The 19430-nt window shown below is 51.2% G+C and carries 17 protein-coding genes; 4 read left to right on the top strand and 13 right to left on the bottom strand.

Annotation, left to right across the window (positions count from 1 at the left end; translation table 11 throughout):
• Window positions 1-3: 3 nt before the first annotated feature.
• The 9 genes from DFR42_RS11360 to cyoA all read right to left on the bottom strand — a co-directional run bounded on the left by DFR42_RS11360 (window position 4) and on the right by cyoA (window position 8473).
• The gene (locus DFR42_RS11360; protein WP_110255105.1) at window positions 4-621 is read right to left on the bottom strand and encodes a LysE family translocator; all 618 of its coding nucleotides are present in this window, start codon (window positions 619-621) and stop codon (window positions 4-6) included.
• A 205-nt stretch (window positions 622-826) separates the two neighbouring features.
• Window positions 827-1039, bottom strand: a complete 213-nt coding sequence (locus DFR42_RS11355; protein ID WP_110255104.1) for a hypothetical protein — start codon at window positions 1037-1039, stop codon at window positions 827-829.
• 111 nt (window positions 1040-1150) lie between these two features.
• On the bottom strand, window positions 1151-1687 hold the full coding sequence (locus tag DFR42_RS11350) for a response regulator transcription factor (protein WP_110255103.1): 537 nt from the start codon (window positions 1685-1687) through the stop codon (window positions 1151-1153).
• Between the two features lie 169 nt (window positions 1688-1856).
• Complete coding sequence (locus DFR42_RS11345) at window positions 1857-3167, bottom strand: ATP-binding protein (protein WP_110255102.1); 1311 nt, start codon at window positions 3165-3167, stop codon at window positions 1857-1859.
• 133 nt (window positions 3168-3300) lie between these two features.
• Window positions 3301-4158: an SURF1 family protein gene (locus DFR42_RS11340; RefSeq protein ID WP_211324274.1), complete on the bottom strand. Its 858-nt coding sequence runs from the start codon at window positions 4156-4158 to the stop codon at window positions 3301-3303.
• A gap of 17 nt (window positions 4159-4175) precedes the next feature.
• Window positions 4176-4700, bottom strand: coding sequence for a cytochrome o ubiquinol oxidase subunit IV (gene cyoD, locus DFR42_RS11335; RefSeq protein ID WP_110255101.1), 525 nt, complete (start codon window positions 4698-4700; stop codon window positions 4176-4178).
• Complete coding sequence (cyoC, locus tag DFR42_RS11330; RefSeq protein ID WP_245936933.1) at window positions 4697-5362, bottom strand: cytochrome o ubiquinol oxidase subunit III; 666 nt, start codon at window positions 5360-5362, stop codon at window positions 4697-4699. Before cyoC ends, cyoD begins: the two co-directional genes overlap by 4 nt.
• Window positions 5355-7361, bottom strand: a complete 2007-nt coding sequence (gene cyoB, locus DFR42_RS11325; protein WP_110255521.1) for a cytochrome o ubiquinol oxidase subunit I — start codon at window positions 7359-7361, stop codon at window positions 5355-5357. Before cyoB ends, cyoC begins: the two co-directional genes overlap by 8 nt.
• Window positions 7361-8473 (bottom strand): ubiquinol oxidase subunit II, encoded by a 1113-nt coding sequence (gene cyoA, locus DFR42_RS11320; protein WP_110255100.1) that lies wholly within the window; start codon window positions 8471-8473, stop codon window positions 7361-7363. The genes cyoB and cyoA overlap by 1 nt, the downstream gene beginning before the upstream one ends.
• Window positions 8474-8676: 203 nt before the next feature.
• Between cyoA and DFR42_RS11315 the strand changes: the two genes are divergently transcribed.
• Entirely contained in the window at window positions 8677-9981 is a 1305-nt protein-coding gene (locus DFR42_RS11315) for an MFS transporter (RefSeq protein ID WP_170133521.1), read from the top strand.
• A 38-nt stretch (window positions 9982-10019) separates the two neighbouring features.
• On the opposite strand, the gene DFR42_RS11310 is transcribed toward DFR42_RS11315, so the two are convergent.
• From DFR42_RS11310 to DFR42_RS11295, 4 genes are read right to left on the bottom strand one after another with little or no spacing between them, the layout of a single operon-like run.
• Window positions 10020-11201, bottom strand: a complete 1182-nt coding sequence (locus DFR42_RS11310) for an FAD-dependent monooxygenase (protein WP_110255098.1) — start codon at window positions 11199-11201, stop codon at window positions 10020-10022.
• A 9-nt stretch (window positions 11202-11210) separates the two neighbouring features.
• Window positions 11211-12560 carry a Xaa-Pro aminopeptidase gene (gene pepP / locus DFR42_RS11305; RefSeq protein ID WP_110255097.1) on the bottom strand — a complete coding sequence of 450 codons (1350 nt, stop codon included), beginning with the start codon at window positions 12558-12560 and terminating at the stop codon, window positions 11211-11213.
• A 2-nt stretch (window positions 12561-12562) separates the two neighbouring features.
• Window positions 12563-13276 (bottom strand): N-acetylmuramate alpha-1-phosphate uridylyltransferase MurU, encoded by a 714-nt coding sequence (gene murU / locus DFR42_RS11300; protein ID WP_110255096.1) that lies wholly within the window; start codon window positions 13274-13276, stop codon window positions 12563-12565.
• 18 nt (window positions 13277-13294) lie between these two features.
• Complete coding sequence (locus tag DFR42_RS11295; RefSeq protein WP_245936954.1) at window positions 13295-14245, bottom strand: aminoglycoside phosphotransferase family protein; 951 nt, start codon at window positions 14243-14245, stop codon at window positions 13295-13297.
• A 297-nt stretch (window positions 14246-14542) separates the two neighbouring features.
• Here DFR42_RS11295 and DFR42_RS11290 point away from each other — a divergent pair, with 297 nt between their 5' ends.
• The 3 genes from DFR42_RS11290 to pdxA all read left to right on the top strand — a co-directional run bounded on the left by DFR42_RS11290 (window position 14543) and on the right by pdxA (window position 19423).
• A complete protein-coding gene (locus DFR42_RS11290) occupies window positions 14543-16837 on the top strand; it encodes an LPS-assembly protein LptD (RefSeq protein WP_211324272.1) in 2295 nt (764 codons plus the stop codon).
• A 148-nt stretch (window positions 16838-16985) separates the two neighbouring features.
• On the top strand, window positions 16986-18383 hold the full coding sequence (locus tag DFR42_RS11285; RefSeq protein WP_245936931.1) for a peptidylprolyl isomerase: 1398 nt from the start codon (window positions 16986-16988) through the stop codon (window positions 18381-18383).
• Complete coding sequence (pdxA, locus tag DFR42_RS11280) at window positions 18383-19423, top strand: 4-hydroxythreonine-4-phosphate dehydrogenase PdxA (RefSeq protein WP_110255092.1); 1041 nt, start codon at window positions 18383-18385, stop codon at window positions 19421-19423. Before DFR42_RS11285 ends, pdxA begins: the two co-directional genes overlap by 1 nt.
• Window positions 19424-19430 lie beyond the last annotated feature (7 nt).

Here is a 19430-nt window from a genome sequence, read left to right as displayed (position 1 = left end):
CGCTTATACCGCGCGTTTGGCACCAGCCAGAGCGCAGCCAAAGAATACAAAAGTGGCGGCACCAATTTTGTTCATGTAAGAGCCGCCTTTTTCTGACGTGAGCCAGCTCTTGGCACGATTGGCAAAAATCGCATAGCTGCTGTGGATGATGACAATCAGGCTACTGTAAGTCATGACCAGCACGGCAAACTGCAAGCCATAGCTCATGGCTGGGTCAATGAATTGCGGGAAAATTGACAGGAAGAAAAAAATCGCCTTGGGGTTGGTCATTTGCAACGACAAACCTTCCAGGAAGCGTTTCTTGAAACTCACTTCCTGAGTATTGCCTTCCGTGAAACGAAATGCCGGTGCGCGCCAGAGTTTGATGCCGAGGAAGATCAGGTAAGCTGCACCCAGCAGTTTAAGTGCGGTAAACGCAGTAGCAGATGCCGCCAGGATGACACCCACGCTGGTCGCAGAAATTGCCGCAACAATCAGTGCACCAAAAGCAATACCAAGGATGCCGCCAAAAGTACCACGCATGCCGTAACGCAAGGCATTCGTCAGCGTCATGACTACGCCAGGACCAGGACTGAACACGGTGGCAGCCGCCATCAGCAGGAATAATGGATACAGTTTCATGGCGTGACTCTGTAGAGTGACTGTTTAAACAGGGAAAGGAAATTCTACTCCTGGAAAATGCCGTATAAAAGATACAGATTTTTGCGCAACAGGCAGGGAAAGGATGGGGGAGGAGCGGTAGGAGCGGCTTTAGCCGCGAACATTGTTGAGATGTTATTACAACGGCTGTTCGCGGCTGAAGCCGCTCCTACAGGGGCTGCAAAAATTAATGTGCCTTGGCGAAACGCAGGGCAAATTTCTTGAAATGACGGTAGCTGGCACCCAGGTCTTGCAAAGAATCTATGGAATCAGTGATGGAAGCGCCTTGCTCGCTGAAATTGCTTTTGAATTCTTCAAATGCAGCTTCGAGAACGGCAGCCAGTTGGTGGTTGTACATACGTCCAAAATTCAGATGGCGTCTTTTGATGCGCATTTTCATGGTGTTTCCTTTCAGTTGAAGGGCGGATTATAGAGTAATCCTTTTGAGCTTGGTATTTACTTCCGGCTGGTATTTGCTGTTTTTCAGGTCAAAAAATAGCAAATGAGTAAACTACTTGATTCTTTGTTTCTCCAGCTTACGCGCCAGCGTGCGCCTATGCATGCCTAGTCTGCGGGCTGTTTCAGAAATATTAAAATCCGTTTCGGCCAGGACTTCATGAATTCTTTCCCATTCCAGGTTTTTGATGGACGTTGAGCGATTGGTAATTTCTACCTCTGCTGTGCCAGCAATATGACCAAAGGCGGCTTCGATATCATCGGTGTTGGAAGGTTTGGACAGGTATTGGCATGCGCCCAGTTTGACCGCTTCCACCGCAGTCGCAATGCTGGCAAACCCTGTCAGTACAACGATCAGCATGTCTGGATTATGCTGATGTAAAAGCTGTACGCAGGCCAGGCCGGATGAATGACCATTGAGCTTCAGATCAACAACAGCGTAAGCCGGTTTATGGTCTGATAATAATTTTTCAGCATCTTCCTTGCTGGTTGCATGCAAGACCGTGTAACCGCGCCGCTCAAACGAACGGCCCAGTGTACGGGCAAAAGCAGTATCGTCTTCGATAATGAGTAGCAGACGACTCTCTGACATAGTGAAACAATTCCTGAAGTTAAAACAGTATTTCGATGAGGCGGAGCAGAGCTGCTATTCAAGCTATTGCAACCCTTGCGACATTGTAAAGTCTTTGCTGATTTTCTTCAGGGAGAAATCTGCGCAAGGCATCCCTGATTAAGCGGCGCATTAACTTAATCAGAGCTTCCTAAAGCATGATCGCCGAAAGTGGCAGACTCAATTGTACGATGGCACCGCCTTCTTCGCGGTTGGATGCCATGACCTGCCCACCCAGTTTGCGGGCTACGTTGACGACAAAGAAAAGTCCCAGGCCGCTGCCGGGCCGGCCTTTGGTGGATTGATACGGTTCACCTATGCGTGACAGAATGACGGGATCAAAACCATGCCCGCTATCTACTACGGTAAAGATCAATGAATCTTCCTGACGCCTGACCTCCATGCGCAGCCAATCAGGTGAGGCTTCCAGGGCATTGTCGAGCACATTGCAGACCATTTGCTTGAGTGCAGTATCAAAGACAATGGGGATATCTTCCTGAATCTGATTATCGAAACCAAATGAAACTATTGTCCGCGTCGATGTAAATTCTTTGGTGAGATCATTTAAGAAAGTATTGATCGTTGTTTTGACCGCAGACTCGCCACGCGCTTCGCCAGCTGACAACAGAATGCCGCTGACTATGCTTTTGCAGCGTTGCAACTGGGTTTCCATTTCACTGATTTCTTCCAGCAGCTCCGGGTTTTTTTTGAACTCCGGCATGCGTCGCCAGTCACCCAGGATGACTGAGAGCGTCGCCAGCGGCGTCCCCAGTTCATGGGCCGCACCAGAAGCCAGCAGGCCCATGCGTACGATGTGATCTTCTTCAACCGCACGCTGATGCAGATCAGCCAGTTGGGCATCGCGCGCATGCAGGTTGCGGCCTATACGGGTGATAAAGAACACCAGCAGCGCAGCATTGAGGATGAAGCAAATAATGAAACCGGCTACATACAGGTGCGACAGGCCACCAGTTTCATTTGGCGGCAATGGCAAAGGCTCAGAAAACAGTGATAGCCCGGCCAGGCAGACACTGGTGATGGCGACGATGATCCAGGTAGACCAGGCTTCCAGCAAGACCGCACTTAAAATCACTTGCAAGAGATACAGGAAAGCAAAGGGATTCGATGTGCCACCGCCAAAATACAGCTGTGCCGTCAGGCTGAATACGTCGATCAGCAAGGCAAAAACAAGTTCGCCATTGGTCACATACACGCGCTCGTGCCAGCGCAGATGGCTGGCAATGTTAAAGCCTATCAGGCAGATCAGCACAACCAGCATTTTGAACAGTGGCAAGTGTATGCCAAAGCCAAACATGACGATCAGGATGGTCGATAACTGACCAAACACGGCAAGCCAGCGCAACTGAATAAGCTGCAGCATATTCTTGTGGCCTGCCGAATTTTCGTACTCGATAGCGATGGCAGACTGTTTTGCCGGTGTTTTGGTTGCAGTTTTTGCCATTATTCCTTGCCCAATACTGTATGGAACTATTTTTTTTGTCATATTCGCCATGTCCGATTGCGCTGTTTAAGCTGCTGGTCAGTGCATGCTACCAGATCATGGGCGTTATATTAAATTTGCAAGTAAGCCTGGCTTATGCCGGGTTTCCTGTGCCGGGGGGCTTACTGTTTTTTCTATCCCGGAGGACATAAGCCCAGGCTGCAGCCGTCATGGCTGCCAGCGAGAACCAGACCAGGGCATAAATCAAATGATTGTTGTGGAAATGGATCACCGTTAAACCTGCGACGGGATAGCTGGCCGTGCTCTCATTTTGTTGCGCAGCGAGCTTGTTGTTGGTCTGACTTGCATCAGCATCGATAAAAAAGGGCGCAGGCTTGTTCAAGCCAGTTGCAGCCGCAATCGCCTGCACATCGCGTGAATACCAGCGATTGCCCGCCGTATCATTTTTTCTCAAATATCCGCCTCCCGGTTCTGTCATGCGCAATAGACCTATGATATTAGTCGTCACAGTTTCATGCGAGGCAGGCCGATCTTTTGTTGATGTTGTGCTAGTTGTGCGGTAAGACGTAGCCATTTTTTCCGGGATAAAACCACGGTTGACCAGTACTGTAGCCTGGTCTGCAATCGCCATGGGCGTCATTACCCAAAAACCGCCACCCAGTTCGGTAGTGGCTTGTACCAGCACCGTTTTCTCATGCAGGAAAACACCGCTAATTTGCACATGGCGGTACTCATCTGCACTTGCATTGATTCGTGGCCATTGCGACAGAACTGGAGCAGCTACTGGAGCTGCGTGCACACGCTGTTCAACTTTTGCGATGAGGTCGAGCTTCCATTGAAGCCGTATGACTTGCCAGGTGCCCAGGGAAATGAAGCCTGCAAAAATAGCTGTCATGCAGGCGGTAAAGCCTATTTTGAATAAACTGGAGTGCCGGGCGAGATACCTGGGCTGATCTGACTTGGACGCCAGATCAGCTCCTTTACCTGTCATTCCTGCTTCAGGCTCGTTCATTGCATGGACGGTGCAGGCTTCGTGTTGTCAGCTACCGGACTGGATGCCGCTGCTGGCATTGATTGTGCCTCTGGTTTTGACATGGGCATAAGCTCGCCTTTAATCGATTCCGGCTTTGTTTCTGTTTCATGCATCATGCCAGGCATCATATTGTGATTCAGGTGATACATGACCCACAGCGATCCGCTCATCATGATAAATACCAGCATGCCAGTGAACACCAGCGCAAGCATGGTCCAGCCACCTTCGGATTTACTATTCATGTGCAGGAAATACACCATGTGCACCACGATCTGTATCGCTGCAAATACCAGCAGGACTATGCCTGTGGTACTAGACTTGTTCATGACCTTGCCCATGACCAGCCAGAAAGGGATGGCGGTCAGGATCACGGCCAGCATGAATCCGGTAGCGTATTCTTTCAGGCTGCCATGGTTGGCATGCGTATGTCCGTGATGGTCATCATGATGACTACCGTGGCCATCGTGACCATGCGCTGTGTGTTCTTGGTGTGCGCTCATGGCAAGACTCCCATCAAATAAACAAAGGTAAATACGCCGATCCAGATCACGTCAAGGAAATGCCAGAACATGGACAGGCACATCAGCCTCCGGCCATTTTCTGGCGTCAGGCCATGACGGCCTATCTGGAACATCAGGGTAATCAGCCAAATAATACCGAAACTCACGTGCAGGCCGTGCGTACCAACCAGGGCAAAGAAGGAAGTCAAAAAGCCGCTGCGTTGTGGGCCTGCACCTTCATGTATCAGGTGAGCAAATTCATACAGTTCAAGACTGATAAAGCCTGCACCCAGCAAGCCGGTAATGGCCAGCCAGATCAGGGTGGCTTTAACACGCTTGCGCTGCATTTCCAGCATGGAGAAACCATACGTGATGGAAGACAACAGCAGTAAAGATGTATTGACGGCAACCAGTGGCAGGTCGAACAATTCTGCGCCTGTAGGGCCGCCTGCATAGTTACGGCCAAGTACAGCATAGGTCGCAAACAGACAGGCGAAGATCAGGCAATCGCTCATCAGGTAAAGCCAGAAGCCCAGCAGGGTGCCGTTTTCCGGATGATGTTCCTTGACATAAAAATCGCTGCTGACAAATTTGCCAGGCTGAGAAGTTGCACTGGTATTCAAGTTAGCGCCTTCGTTTGGAAAAGTTGCGGTATTAGACATAGCTGGCACCTGATAAGCGGGTACGTTCATCTTCAGTACGGATGACATCGGCAACAGGGATATAGTAGTCGCGCTTGTAGTTGAAGGTATGGACAATAATGGCAACCATCATCGCCACAAAACCCAGGACTGCCAGCAACCACATTTGCCAGATCAGGGCGAAGCCACACACCGCGCTCAACAAGGCGATGATGAAGCCAGCACCGGTATTCTTGGGCATATGGATAGGCACGAAACCGTCTGTTGGCCTGACGTATTGCTTGCTCTTCATATCAGCCCATGCATCGTTGTCATACACTTTTGGTGTGAAGGCGAAGTTGTAGGCTGCCGGTGGCGAAGATGTTGACCATTCCAGCGTACGGCCACCCCATGGGTCACCAGTAACATCACGCAGGGATGCACGACGCTTGAAGCTGACATATAACTGGATGATGAAGGAAGCGATACCAATGGCAATCAGGACAGCACCGAAAGCCGCGATCTGGAACCAGATTTGCAGGGATGGATCTTCAAAATGGCTCAAGCGTCTTGTCACACCCATCAGGCCCAGTACATACAAAGGCATGAAAGCAAAGTAGAAACCGATAGTCCAGAACCAGAAGCAGCATTTGCCCCAGAAGTCATCGAGTTTGTAGCCAAAAGCTTTAGGGAACCAGTAGTTGATGCCAGCGAACATGCCGAACAGCACGCCACCGATAATGACGTTATGGAAGTGGGCAATCAGGAACAGGCTGTTGTGCAAAACGAAATCAGCAGGTGGTACTGCCAGCAAGACGCCTGTCATGCCGCCAATAACGAAAGTGATCATGAAACCCATGGTCCACAGCATAGGCAATTCAAAACGGATACGGCCACGGTACATCGTGAACAGCCAGTTGAATATCTTCGCTCCGGTAGGAATCGAGATAATCATGGTCGTGATACCGAAGAAGGAATTGACACTCGCGCCAGACCCCATCGTAAAGAAGTGATGCAGCCATACCAGGTAAGACAGAATAGTGATCACCACGGTTGCATACACCATGGAGGTATAGCCAAACAAGCGTTTGCTACAGAATGTCGAGACGATTTCAGAGAAAACACCGAACGCAGGCAAGACCAGGATATACACCTCAGGGTGGCCCCAGATCCAGATCAGGTTCACATACATCATGGAGTTGCCACCAAGATCATTGGTGAAGAAATTGGTGCCAAACATACGGTCGAGTGACAGCATGCCCAATACCGCAGTCAATACCGGGAAGGCTGCAACGATCAAAATGTTGGTACACAGCGCAGTCCAGGTAAATACTGGCATCTTCATCATCGTCATGCCAGGGGCGCGCATTTTAATGATGGTGGCGATCAGGTTGATGCCCGACAGCAAAGTACCTACACCGGCAATCTGCAATGACCAGATATAGTAATCAACCCCCACATCCGGGCTGGCCATAATGCCAGACAGCGGTGGATATGCCAGCCAGCCAGTACGCGCAAATTCGCCCACGAACAGCGACACCATCACCAGGCCGCCACCAAAGGCAGTCATCCAGAAACTGAAATTATTCAGGAAGGGAAACGCCACGTCGCGCGCACCGATTTGCAGTGGTACGACATAGTTCATCAAACCGGTGACCAAAGGCATGGCCACGAAGAAAATCATGATCACGCCATGCGCGGTAAAGATCTGGTCGTAGTGATGCGGTGGCAGGAAACCTGCTGTATCACCAAAGGCGATCGCCTGTTGCAAGCGCATCATGAGGGCGTCAGCAAAGCCGCGCAGCAGCATGACAATGGCAAAAATCACATACATGATACCTATCTTTTTGTGATCGATACTGGTAAACCAGTCTCGCCACAAAGTGCCCCATACGCGGAAATACGTCAGTGCGCCAAGAAGGCCTATGCCACCAAGAGCGACAGCGATAAAGGTCGCCAGCAGGATGGGTTCATGAAAGGGAATCACGTCCCATGAGAGACGGCCGAAGATGAGCTTCGTCAAATCGAGTTGGTCTTGCATCATTTATTTCCGGTGATAATAGGGAGCACTTCAGGGAACGCTTCCGGGAACGCTTTGGAGGACGCTTCTGGGGATGCTTTACAAATGTCAGCGTCCAGATAGGCCAGCAAGCGTGCTGTGCGTGCGGCGTTATCTTTTTCCAGGCTTTGCGTGAACAGCCTGGTGAAATCCATTTTTGCGTCAGATGCAGCATAGGCTCTGGCATTTGCCTTTGCATCACTCATCATCATTTTGTCCATGCAGACTTCACCAGCACTGACGCAACGGTTCAGGATGGCGTGAAACAAACTTGCATCGACGCTGGCGTAATGACGTACTGGCTCACGCTCACTAGGTTTTTCCAGTTTCAGATAAGTTGCACGGTCCAGCGTTTGTTGCTTGCCTTTGGTCGCCTGCACCCACTGTTCAAAATTCTGCGCGCTCATGCCATGGAACTTGAAGCGCATGTCAGAGAAACCTGCGCCGCTATAGTTGGCTGAAAAGCCATCGAACTGCCCTGGCTTGTTGATGACGGCATTCAGCGTAGTCTGCATGCCTGGCATCGCATAAATTTGACCAGCCAGTGCAGGGATAAAGAAAGAGTTCATGACATTGGATGCCGTAATCTTGAAGCGCACAGGCACGTCAATGGGGGCAGCCAGTTCATTGACTGTAGCGATACCAAGGTCCGGGTAAATGAACAGCCATTTCCAGTCCAGCGCCACAACTTCGACATTCAAGACCTTCGCGTCAGCAGGAAGAGGGCGGTTTTCATCCAGGCGTGACAGCTTGCGATAAGGGTCCAGCGTATGTGTGCTGATCCAGGTGATCAGGCCCAGGGCGATGATGATCAGCAGCGGTGCACCCCAGATCACGAGTTCAAGCTGGGTAGAATGGTCCCAGTCTGGTTCATATTTTGCTGAAGTGTTATTTTTCCGGTAACGCCAGGCAAAAAGAATGGTCAAAAAGATCACTGGTACAATGATCAGCAACATCAACAGCGTGGATACCCATATCAAATGGCTTTGTTGAGAGGCAATGTCGCCTGATGGATTCATTACCACCGTGTTGCAACCCGCCAACAAAATTGCAGAAAAAACAGCAAATCCGCGTCGTGCAAATAAGGGAATCATATTGAGATAGGTCAATGATTATAGAAATTTGTGCTAATGTAACTCTACAAAAAGGCCTTGGCGATTGGACGTTTTGTCCTAGTTTTCAAATAAGCATCAAAACTGAAGATCGCACAGGAGCCAGACTATAATTTTTAGAGACAAATTGAGGGACCATTATGGCCAGCATCAGCACCAATGAGAATGAACTGCCTCCCATCCATATGACAACTGCTGGAAGCGGTCATATGAAAGACCATCATTCCGACCATTCCTCTATTGCTCCAGGCGAAATCGCCATTGGCGTCGTCATCGGCAGGGCCTCGGAATATTTTGACTTCTTTGTTTATGCGCTGGCCTCTGTGCTGGTTTTCCCCCAGGTTTTCTTTCCATTTGAACAAAGGCTGGAAGGCACACTGTATGCTTTCGTCATCTTTTCATTTGCATTTCTGGCACGGCCGTTTGGAACAGTAGCCTTCATGGAAATCCAGAAACACCTGGGACGTGAAGCCAAGCTCACCATCGCCCTGGTGTTATTGGGTGCTTCTACCGCTGGCATTGCATTCCTGCCAACCTATTCGCATCTGGGTGTCACTTCCATTATCTTTTTGTCCTTGCTGCGTATAGGGCAGGGCTTTGCACTGGGCGGTTCCTGGGATGGTCTGCCGTCCTTGCTGGCCTTGAATGCACCAGAAAACAAGCGCGGCTGGTATGCCATGCTGGGTCAGCTTGGTGCACCTGTCGGCTTCATGATTGCTGCTGGTCTCTTTGCCTACATGCTCGCCAACCTGTCGACGGAAGATTTCCTGGAATGGGGATGGCGCTACCCCTTCTATGTCGCTTTCGCGATCAACGTAGTTGCCTTGTTTGCCCGTTTGCGCCTGGTTTCTACCAATGAATATAAGCATTTACTCGATGAGCGCGAACTGGAGCCAACCAGTATTATCGAAATGACCCGTTCACAGGGGCGTAACCTGCTCATCGGTGCGCTGGCCGCATTGGCCAGCTACGCGCTGTTTCATCTGGTGACGGTATTTCCCTTGTCGTGGATCACGATTTATTCCAAACGTTCTCTAACCGAGTTCCTGGAAATACAAATGTTTGGCGCAGTCTTCATGATCGTGGGCATTATTATTTCTGGCCTCATCGCTGACCGTATTGGTCGCCGCAAAATGTTGTTCGCACTGGCACTGATGATTGCTGTGCTGAGTGGCTTCGTACCCGCCTTGCTGGATGGCGGTGAGCTGGGGCAGGATATCTTTATTCTGCTGGGCTTTGGCGTACTTGGATTGTCCTACGGACAGGCATCGGGTGCGGTGACTTCCAATTTTGCTCCCAAATACCGTTATACCGGCGCTGCCCTGACATCTGATCTGGCATGGCTGGTCGGTGCCGGTTTCGCCCCACTGGTGGCACTGGGCTTGTCAGCACATTTCGGGCTGGAATATGTCAGTCTCTACCTGTTGTCTGGCGCAGCTTGTTCAATAGCTGCGCTGAGCTTGAACCGTGCTTTGGAGATCAGAAACTAGTTGGTGAGTTGGTGAATTGAGCGCACCGTTGTGTGCGCTCAGCGCCAGCCAAACATCATTTGTTCTGCCAGCATACGCTTTGCTGGCTTCACCATATCCAGTGCACCCAGCCCCAGGCCGAGCAAGGTCTGGCTGAATGAGCCATCAGGGCTGCTGGCAAATACACGGGCCATGCTGTCGGTAATGCGTATGGTCAGCTTCCTGTCGGCCTGGCGTTCTGCCAGATAGGCTTGCAAGGCGGCCGCGCGATCGCTGCTGGCAGTATCATGCAAGTGCCGTGTCAGTGCACGTGCCAGTACCATGCTGTCGCGCAGGCCCAGGTTCAGGCCTTGCCCCGCAACCGGGTGCAGGGTTTGTGCGGCATTACCAATGGCAACTGTGCGGGCCGTGGCATGCGCCTGCGCATTCAGGCCCAGCGGGTAGGACAAGCGTGCTGAAGTCTTGATAAAGTTGCCAAGGCGATAGCCAAAAGCAGTTTGCAGGGCTTGTTTGAAACCCTGCTCATCCAGTGCCAGCAAATGCTCTGCCTGCTCAGGCCGTACACACCAGACCAGGGCATAGCCATCTTCTTGCGGCAACAAGGCCAGCGGGCCTTGTTCGGTGAAGCGTTCAAAGGCGCGCCCGGCTATCTGGGCATCGGTATTGACGTGAGCGATGATGGCGGTTTGCTGGTAATCATGACGCTGGCTACGTTGTTCCTGGTCACCAAAAGTACCGCCTTCTGCCTGTATGACGATGCTGGCGCTGACATGGCTGGTTTCCCCTGTGTCTGCATGGCTTAGTGTCAGGCGCACATGGTCTGCAGCTTCTTCTATATTGCTGACACTTACTGGCCGCTGTATGCGTATGCCCTTATTGCTGATGGCTGTTTGCAATGGCCGTATGATGTCGCCATAGCGGGCTACATAGCCCAGGTCTGGCACTGCATAGTCAGCCGCCCGCATCAGGCTGCGGCCAAAATGCCCTCGGCGTGAAACATGAATTTCCTGTATGGCGGTGGCCCTGACTGGCCATGCACCAGCGGCCTGCAGGATTTGCCTGCTGCCATAGGAAATAGCGATGGAGCGCGCATCCTGTTCTGCCTGCTCTGCAGTCTTGGCGTCGTACAGCGCAATGCGCTCAGCTGCATAACCCTGCTGTTGCAGTAATAAAGCCAGTGCCTGGCCGACAGGGCCAGCGCCACATATCGCAATATCAACATCATTGATGGTGTGAGTCATTTGTGAACCTTAAGCTTTCGCCATCTCTGCTTCTATCTCTGCTACGGTTTTTGGTGTGTCGCGGCTGAGGTTGATATGACCATCTGGCGTGATCAGGATATCGTCTTCTATGCGTATGCCTATGTTCCAGTATTCCTGCGGCACGCCTTCGGCAGGGCGCACATAAATGCCGGGTTCTATAGTGATGACCATACCGGGCTGCAACTGGCGGTAAGCCCTTGTATCCCCGGTTTTTTCGGCAGCTCTGTAGTCACCAACATCATGTACATCCAGGCCCAGCCAGTGCCCTGTGCCATGCATATAGAACTGGCGGAAGGCTGCGCTGGCTATTGCATCATCAAGACTGCCGACCTTGTTTTTATCCAGCAGGCCAGTATCCAGCATGCCCTGAGTCAGCACGCGTACTGCTGCGTTGTGGCCATCCATATACACAGAACCTGGTCGTGCACATTCCAGTGCTGCCTGCTGTGACGCCAGTACGATTTCATATAGACGTTTTTGCGCTGGGCTGAACTTGCCATTGGCAGGGAAGGTACGGGTAATGTCAGATGCATAGCTATCGAATTCACAACCTGCATCAATCAATACCAGATCACCATCCTTGATTTGTGCCTGATTGCTCTGGTAATGCAGGATGCAGGCATTGGCACCCGTGGCGACGATGGAGCCATAGGCCGGTGCCTGCGCACCATTGCGGCGGAATTCATACAATAATTCCGCTTCCAGTTCATATTCAAATTTGCCGGGTTTGGTGCTGCGCATGGCACGCGCATGGGCATCGGCAGAAATGCTGGCAGCACGCTGCATCAGGGCGATTTCTGACGCATCCTTGAACAGGCGCATTTCATCGATCAGTTCTCGTACATCCACCGTAATGGACGGGACCTTGATGCCGCTACGACCCTTGTCGCGCACGGCTTGCAGGCTTTGTTGTATCTGGCTGTCGATATGCGGTTCTTGCGCTGTGTTGTAAAACACAGCGCGAGCATCACTGAGCAATTCTGGCAGTTTGTCTGTCAGGCTGGCGATGGGGTAGGCTGCATCGAAAGCAAATTCCTTAGCCGCTGCCTCTGGCCCAAATCGAAAACCATCCCAGATTTCACGTTCAGGATTTTTTTCGCGGCAAAACAAAATCGACTGCTGTTTGTCGGCAGTGGCGACCAGCACGACCACCGCTTCCGGCTCGGTGAAGCCGGACAAATAATAAAAATGACTATCGTGGCGAAAAGGGAAGTGATTGTCGCTATTGCGTATCCATTCGCGTGCAGTTGGTATGACTGCTACACCACCACCTTGCGCCTGCATTTGTGACATCAGTTGCTGGCGACGTGCAGAATAGTTAGTGGTGTTGATGCTCATGCTTATCCTTTGAAATTCAATGGCGCGTTCAGCGCTTCAAGTTGATCCGGTGTGCCCAGATTATGCCATTCACCGCGGTACAGCTCGCCACCTATGCGGCCTGCATCTATGTATTCGCGCAGCAGGGGGCCTAGCTTGGCGTGGTCACCAGGTCGTATCGATGCAAACATTTCCGGGCGATACACGCCGATGTTGCCAAAGGTATGGCGGGGCGTGCCTTCATTCGATAAACCCATCAGTGTCAGGGCAAAGTCACCCGTCGGGTGGAAGCTGGGATTCTTCACCATATATAGCCAAGCTATATCGCGTTTGTCTGCCGGATGCGGATTACCCCAGGGGTCATTTTCTTCCAGGGTATTGAGGCATTCAGCAAAATTGAAGTGGGGGATGTAGATATCTCCAGAGACCACGATAAAGGGATCATCACCCAGCAAGTGCAAAGCCTTGGCAATGCCACCCGCAGTTTCCAGCGGCTGTTCTTCGGCTGAGTATTGTATCTTTGCACCAAAGCGCGAACCATCACCGAGAGCATCCTCTATCATATGGCCCAGGTGGGCATGATTGATGACCATTTCGGTGATGCCAGCTTTGACCAGGTTGAGGATATGCCAGACGATCAGCGGCCTGCCGCGCACTTTCAGCAAGGGTTTGGGACAGGCATCAGTCAATGGGCGCATACGTTCGCCGCGCCCGGCGGCAAGTAACATGGCTTTCATGATTTTTATTGCTCCGCCTTAGAAGGTGTAGCCAACTTGCGGCGCATTGTCTTGCAGTTCATCCAGCAGACGCAACAGAGGGATCAGTTCCTTGTAGCGATGCGAAGTCTTGCGCACATATTCCATGACAGTCGGGATATCAGCGATGTAATGGTGCTTGCCATCTCGGTGTGACAGACGGGCGAAAATGCCGAGGATTTTCAGATGACGCTGCAAGCCCATCCATTCAAAATCACGATAGAAGCTGTCGATGTCCGGTGCCACTGGCAAGCCTGCACGGCGGGCTTTTTCCCAGTAGCGTATGGCCCAGTCGAGCACGATTTCTTCATCCCACTGTACATAGGCGTCGCGCAACAGCGACACCAGATCATAAGTGATGGGGCCATATACTGCATCCTGGAAATCGATGATGCCGGGATTACCCTTGTCCATCCACATCAGGTTGCGTGAGTGATAGTCGCGATGCACATACACTTGCGGCTGCGCCAGTGCACTGGCCAGCAAATGATCAAATACTTTATCCAGCGTGGCAGTTTGCGCATCAGTCAGGGTGACACCCAGATGCTTGCCTACATACCATTCCTTGAAAATATTCAATTCACGCAGCAGGAAGGGGCGGTCATATTCAGGCAAGACATCGGCCTGGCTTTGCGCCTGGAACAGGATCAGGCTGTCTATCGCATCCAGATATAGTTTGTGGGCATTGTCGCTGTTCAAGATCTGGCCATAGGTATGCATACCCATATCCGTTACCAGCATAAAACCCTGCTCAAGGTCGTGTGCCAGTACTTCAGGCACAGTCAGGTTGATACTTTTCAAGAGATTCGCCATCTTGATAAAGGCTGCGGTATTCTCTGTTGCGGGTGGTGCATCAACTGCGATCAGACTGCTGCCGTCTTCAGTATCAATTCTATAATATTGGCGAAAACTGGCATCGGCAGATGCTGCACGCATGCTATCAAGCTTCATGGCATGACCGTTGATGCCCGCAAGCCAGGTTTGCAGCGCCTGCTTGCGTTGTTCTTTTTCGATGGAGATCGCTGCAGATGTTGCAGAATTCGCTGGGATTGCTGTGGAGGACATGTATAAAATTTAATGGAAGTTAGTTTGTCTGCATACTTCAAGTGGTTTTGCCAGCATTTAACCTATAATAGGCGACTGATTTCTGGCATATTGTCTGTATGACATCGTCCAGCATTGTTGGCAAAACGCTTATTGACCACTGAATTCATGCGCAGGAAACCCGTATTATCTCACTCACCGCTGTTGTTTCCTACTATCCCGGCAATTCTGGTGTCGGTTTTGGTGCCTGCCTATTTTTCTCAGGCGATGGCTCAGAACGTGATTACCGCCAAGCCGGAAGAAGTTCAGGCACCAACACCCATGCAACCGCCTCTGACGACGCCTGTCTCATTGCCATCTGGTGACAAGACGTCCAAAGAGTCGCTCCCCGGCCTGAAACAATCAGAAAAGCTGAGCGAAAAGCAAAAGCAGGAAGACAAGAACGCACCTGTGGTCGTTACTGCTGAAAAATTCACAGGCCGGCCAGAACGCTATCTCAAGTTTGAGCATAATGTTGAGGTCGTCAAAGGTGGCACCCGCATCAATGCCGATGAAGCCACTTACCGTAATCTTGAAGATGAAGTCGAAGCCAGTGGCAAGATACGCATGAATCGCTATGGTGATTGCTATACCGGTGACGCCTTGCGCATGCAGCTTGATGCCAGCGCCGGTTATGTCAGCAATCCCGTCTATAAACTCTTGCGCAATAATGCCCAGGGCCATGCTGCCCGCATTGATTTCCAGGATGAAGAGCGCTCCATTATCACGCGCGGTACTTACAGTACCTGTGAAGGTCTGAACCCGGACTGGTATCTGGAATCCGACACGCTGAACCTGGATACAGGTCTGGACCGCGGTATTGCAGGTAAGTCTGTCTTGTATTTCAAGGGTGTGGCCATACTGGCAACACCATCACTGACTTTCCCGCTGTCAGGTGCGCGTCATTCAGGTTTGTTGCCGCCTATTCTGGGTGCATCTTCCAAGGGCGGGCCGGAACTGACTCTCCCGTATTACTTCAATATTGCCCCCAACCGTGATTTGACGGTTTACCCCAAGATGATCGCCAGGCGCGGTCTGCAACTGGGTCTGGAAGGGCGTTATCTAGGCGAGACTTATTCAGGCGAAACCAGTGTAGAGGGCCTGTGGAACGACAGAGTGACGAAGACCAATCGCTACGCGGTGGCATCGATACACCAGCAACAATTATTGCCGCAACTGGTCTTGTCCTGGAATATCAACTCAGCTTCTGATGATGATTATCCTGCAGATTTTTCGCGCACCATTACCAAGACTGCGCAACGCCTGTTATTACGTGAAGCTAACCTGACTTACTATGGTTCATTCTGGAACCTCGGTCTGAGGACGTCGAATTACCAGGTTTTGCAAGATCTGGCAGCACCTATTGCCCGCCCTTATGATCGCTTGCCGCAATTGCAATTGCATGCAGAGCAGCATGACGTGGCCGGGATAGACTGGTCAGTCGACAGCATATTGACACGCTTCTGGCATCCTACCCTGGTGCGTGGTGACCGCATGGTCTTCAATCCCCAGATTTCCCTGCCTCTGGTGCAGGCTGGGGCTTTCGTTATTCCCAAAGTGTCTTTCCATGCGACCAATTATCATCTGATAAACCCGGAGCCAGGCAAGGAAACTGATTTCCATCGTGTCGTTCCTACGTTCTCTGTTGATAGTGGCCTGGTGTTTGAACGCAAGACCACGATGTTCGACAAGGAATTGACGCAAACCCTGGAGCCGCGTTTGTTCTACGTGAACACACCGTATCGTGACCAGTCACGCATGCCGAATTTTGATAGTGCGGTAGCTGACTTTAACTTTGCCCAGATTTTCAGTGAAAACCGCTTTACTGGCCAGGACAGGATAGGGGATTCCAATCAGATTACCGCCGCCCTTATTTCACGCTTCATCGAAGGCAATGGCGATGAAAGCCTGAAGCTGGCTATCGGTCAGCGTTTCTATTTCAATACGCAAAAAGTAACGCTGGATAATACTGTCAGCAATAGCCGTTCTGACCTGTTGCTGGCTGCTACCGGCAAACTGTCCTCTACCCTGAGTGGCGAGATGGCCTTGCAACTTAGCCAGACGGACAGGCAGTCTGTGCGTGCCAACTATGGCATACACTGGCAGCCAGCACCGAAAAAAGTCTTGAATCTTGAATATCGCTACCAGCGCAATAGCCTGGAACAAATCGATGTTTCAGCGCAATGGCCTATGGCCGACCGCTGGTATATGGTGGGCAGGAGCAATTACTCCATGATGGATAAAAAGATGGTGGATGGTTTGCTTGGTTTTGAATACAAGGCAGATTGCTGGTCTTTGCGTTTCCTGGCGCAACGCTTTGCGACAACCAGCATCAGCAATACTTCAGGCTTCTCAATACAGCTGGAACTGAACGGTCTGGCCAGACTGGGGTTTGGTGCCAACCCTATTGATGCACTGAGGAAAAATATTTCTGGTTATCAGTCTGGTAGTGAACGCTAGTATGTTGCTGTGGATGAATAATTTGCTTTACTAACAATATATATTGCTTCGCCCGTAGTTTGTGAAACCGGAACGAACGTGTATATTGCAACTTTTGCCCGTTTTGTGCCTCTATAACGGGAATGGCTTAACAGGATTTTGGACCAATATGCGACCTTTATTGCAAATGAAACAAAGTAACTTGCGCACTAACTTACTTACTAACTTGTTCACTGCACTGGCAGTTTCTGCAGGTTTGCTCGCCAGCACGACAGCCTGGTCACAAGTCAAACTTACCCCTATTGCGCCAGCTAAAGTTGTACAAAGCAAGGCTCAAACGGTGAATAGCATCGTCGTGGTCGTGAACGATGAGGTCATTACCCGTCAAGAGTTGAATGAGCAAATCCTGGCAGTAGAAATGAGCCTGAAAAAGCAGGGCACGCCTTTGCCTGACCGTGCTGCCTTGCAAAAGCAATTGCTGGAACGCATGATTATTGACCGTGCACAAATGCAACTGGCCAAAGAAAATGGCATGCGCGTAGACGATGTCATGCTGGATCGCACCATGTTGCGTCTGGCTGAACAAAACAAAATGTCCTTGCAAGAGTTCCGTAACCAGATCGAGCGTGAAGGTACATCCTACGCAAAATTCCGCGAAGAAATTCGCGATGACATTCTCAAGCAGCGCATCCGTGAGCGCGAAGTAGACAGCAAGATACAAGTGTCTGAAACAGAAATCGACAATTACCTTGCAGCAGAAGCCAACAACAAATCTGCCAAGCAGGAATTGAATCTGGCCCACATCCTGGTCAGTATCCCTGAAAAAGCTTCTGCCGAACAAATCGCGGCGCGTCGCCAGCGTGCTGAAGAAGCTTTGCAAAAACTGCGTGGTGGCGCAGACTTTGCCAAGACTGCCGTGACTTATTCCGACAGTTCTGAAGCCCTGAAAGGTGGCGACATAGGCTGGCGTGAGCAAGACCGCTTGCCGCCTTTGTTTGTCGATGCCATCAGCAAAGTCAAGGTAGGTGAATTCTCCGAGATAGTGCGCAGCCCGAATGGTTTTCATATCATCAAAGTCAATGGCAAGCGTGCAGCCAATGACACCAAGGCAGCCGCTGCAGAGCAACAAAGCCGCGTGCGTCATATTTTGCTGAAAGTCAGCCAGATCGTTACGGTAGAAGAAGCCCGTCAGAAATTGCTGGATTTCAAGAAAAAAATAGAAGCCAAGGAAGCAACGTTTGAAGACCTGGCCAAGGCGCATTCAATTGATGGCTCGGCATCCAAGGGTGGCGATCTGGGCTGGTTGTTCCCAGGTTCTACTTTGCCTGAGTTTGAGCAAGCCATGGACAAGCTGGCAATCAACCAGATCAGTGAACCAGTTGTCACACAATTTGGTGTACACCTGATCCAGGTACTGGAGCGCAAGACTGATGAATTGTCTAAAGACCGTCAACGTATAGCAGCGCGCCAGGCTGTACGTGATCGCAAATCAGATGAAGCCTTGCAAGACTGGTTGCGCGAAGTGCGTGACCGCGCCTACGTTGATTATCGTCTGGAAGATAAATAATGCCACAGCCCAGTTTGCCGGTCATCGCGGTAACCGTAGGCGAACCGGCTGGCATAGGGCCTGAAATTGCGATACGGGCTGCCTGGCAGTTAAGGCATGAAGTCAGGTCGGTGCTGATAGGCGACACCGCCTATCTGTCCATGCTGGCAGCCGAGATTGATCCTGCCATCAGCATGATGGGAGTGTCCCTGCAAGCCTTGCGTCATCAGGGCTTGCCGGCCTCGGGCAATGAACGCCTGACCATCATCGATTGTCCCCTGAATGCTTTTGTGATTGCCGGTCAGCTGGACCCGCGCAATGGTCGTGCTGTTTTGCAGACCCTGGATGTCGCCATCGAAAGCGTCCAGCGCAAATGGTGTGAAGCTGTTGTTACGGCGCCACTGCAAAAAAGCACCATCAATGATGCCGGTGTCGCTTTCAGCGGCCATACTGAATATTTCGCAGAGAAAACCTATACCGGTCGCGTCGTCATGATGCTGGCCAGTGAAGCCAATGATCATTTGCCGCAAGCACTGCGAGTGGCGCTGGCGACCACGCATTTGCCACTTCGTCAAGTTGCTGATGCCATACAGTTTGATGACCTGTGGAAGACACTGGAAATCATCCATACCGACTTGCGCAGCAAATTTGGCATAGAGAACCCACGTATCCTGGTAGCTGGCCTGAACCCGCATGCAGGTGAAAACGGTTATCTGGGCATGGAAGAAATTGAAGTCATCACGCCCGTCATCAAAAAAGCGCAAGAAGCTGGTATGCAGGTCAGTGGCCCTTATCCTGCGGACACCTTGTTCCAGCAAAAATACCTGGAGCAGGCTGACTGCATACTGGCCATGTACCATGACCAGGGTTTGCCGGTCCTCAAGCATGCGAGTTTTGGACTGGGTGTGAATATCACTTTGGGTTTGCCACTGATACGTACTTCGGTTGATCATGGCACGGCCCTGGATCTGGCTGCCAAAGGCACTGGTTACGCGGATGTCAGCAGTATGCTGGTGGCGATGCGTGTTGCTGCTGACATGGTCAACAAGCAAGAAAAATAAGCAAGAA

This window comes from Undibacterium pigrum (assembly GCF_003201815.1).
Taxonomy (GTDB): Bacteria; Pseudomonadota; Gammaproteobacteria; order Burkholderiales; family Burkholderiaceae_D; genus Undibacterium; species Undibacterium pigrum.
This window is presented reverse-complemented; position numbering and strand designations above follow the sequence as displayed.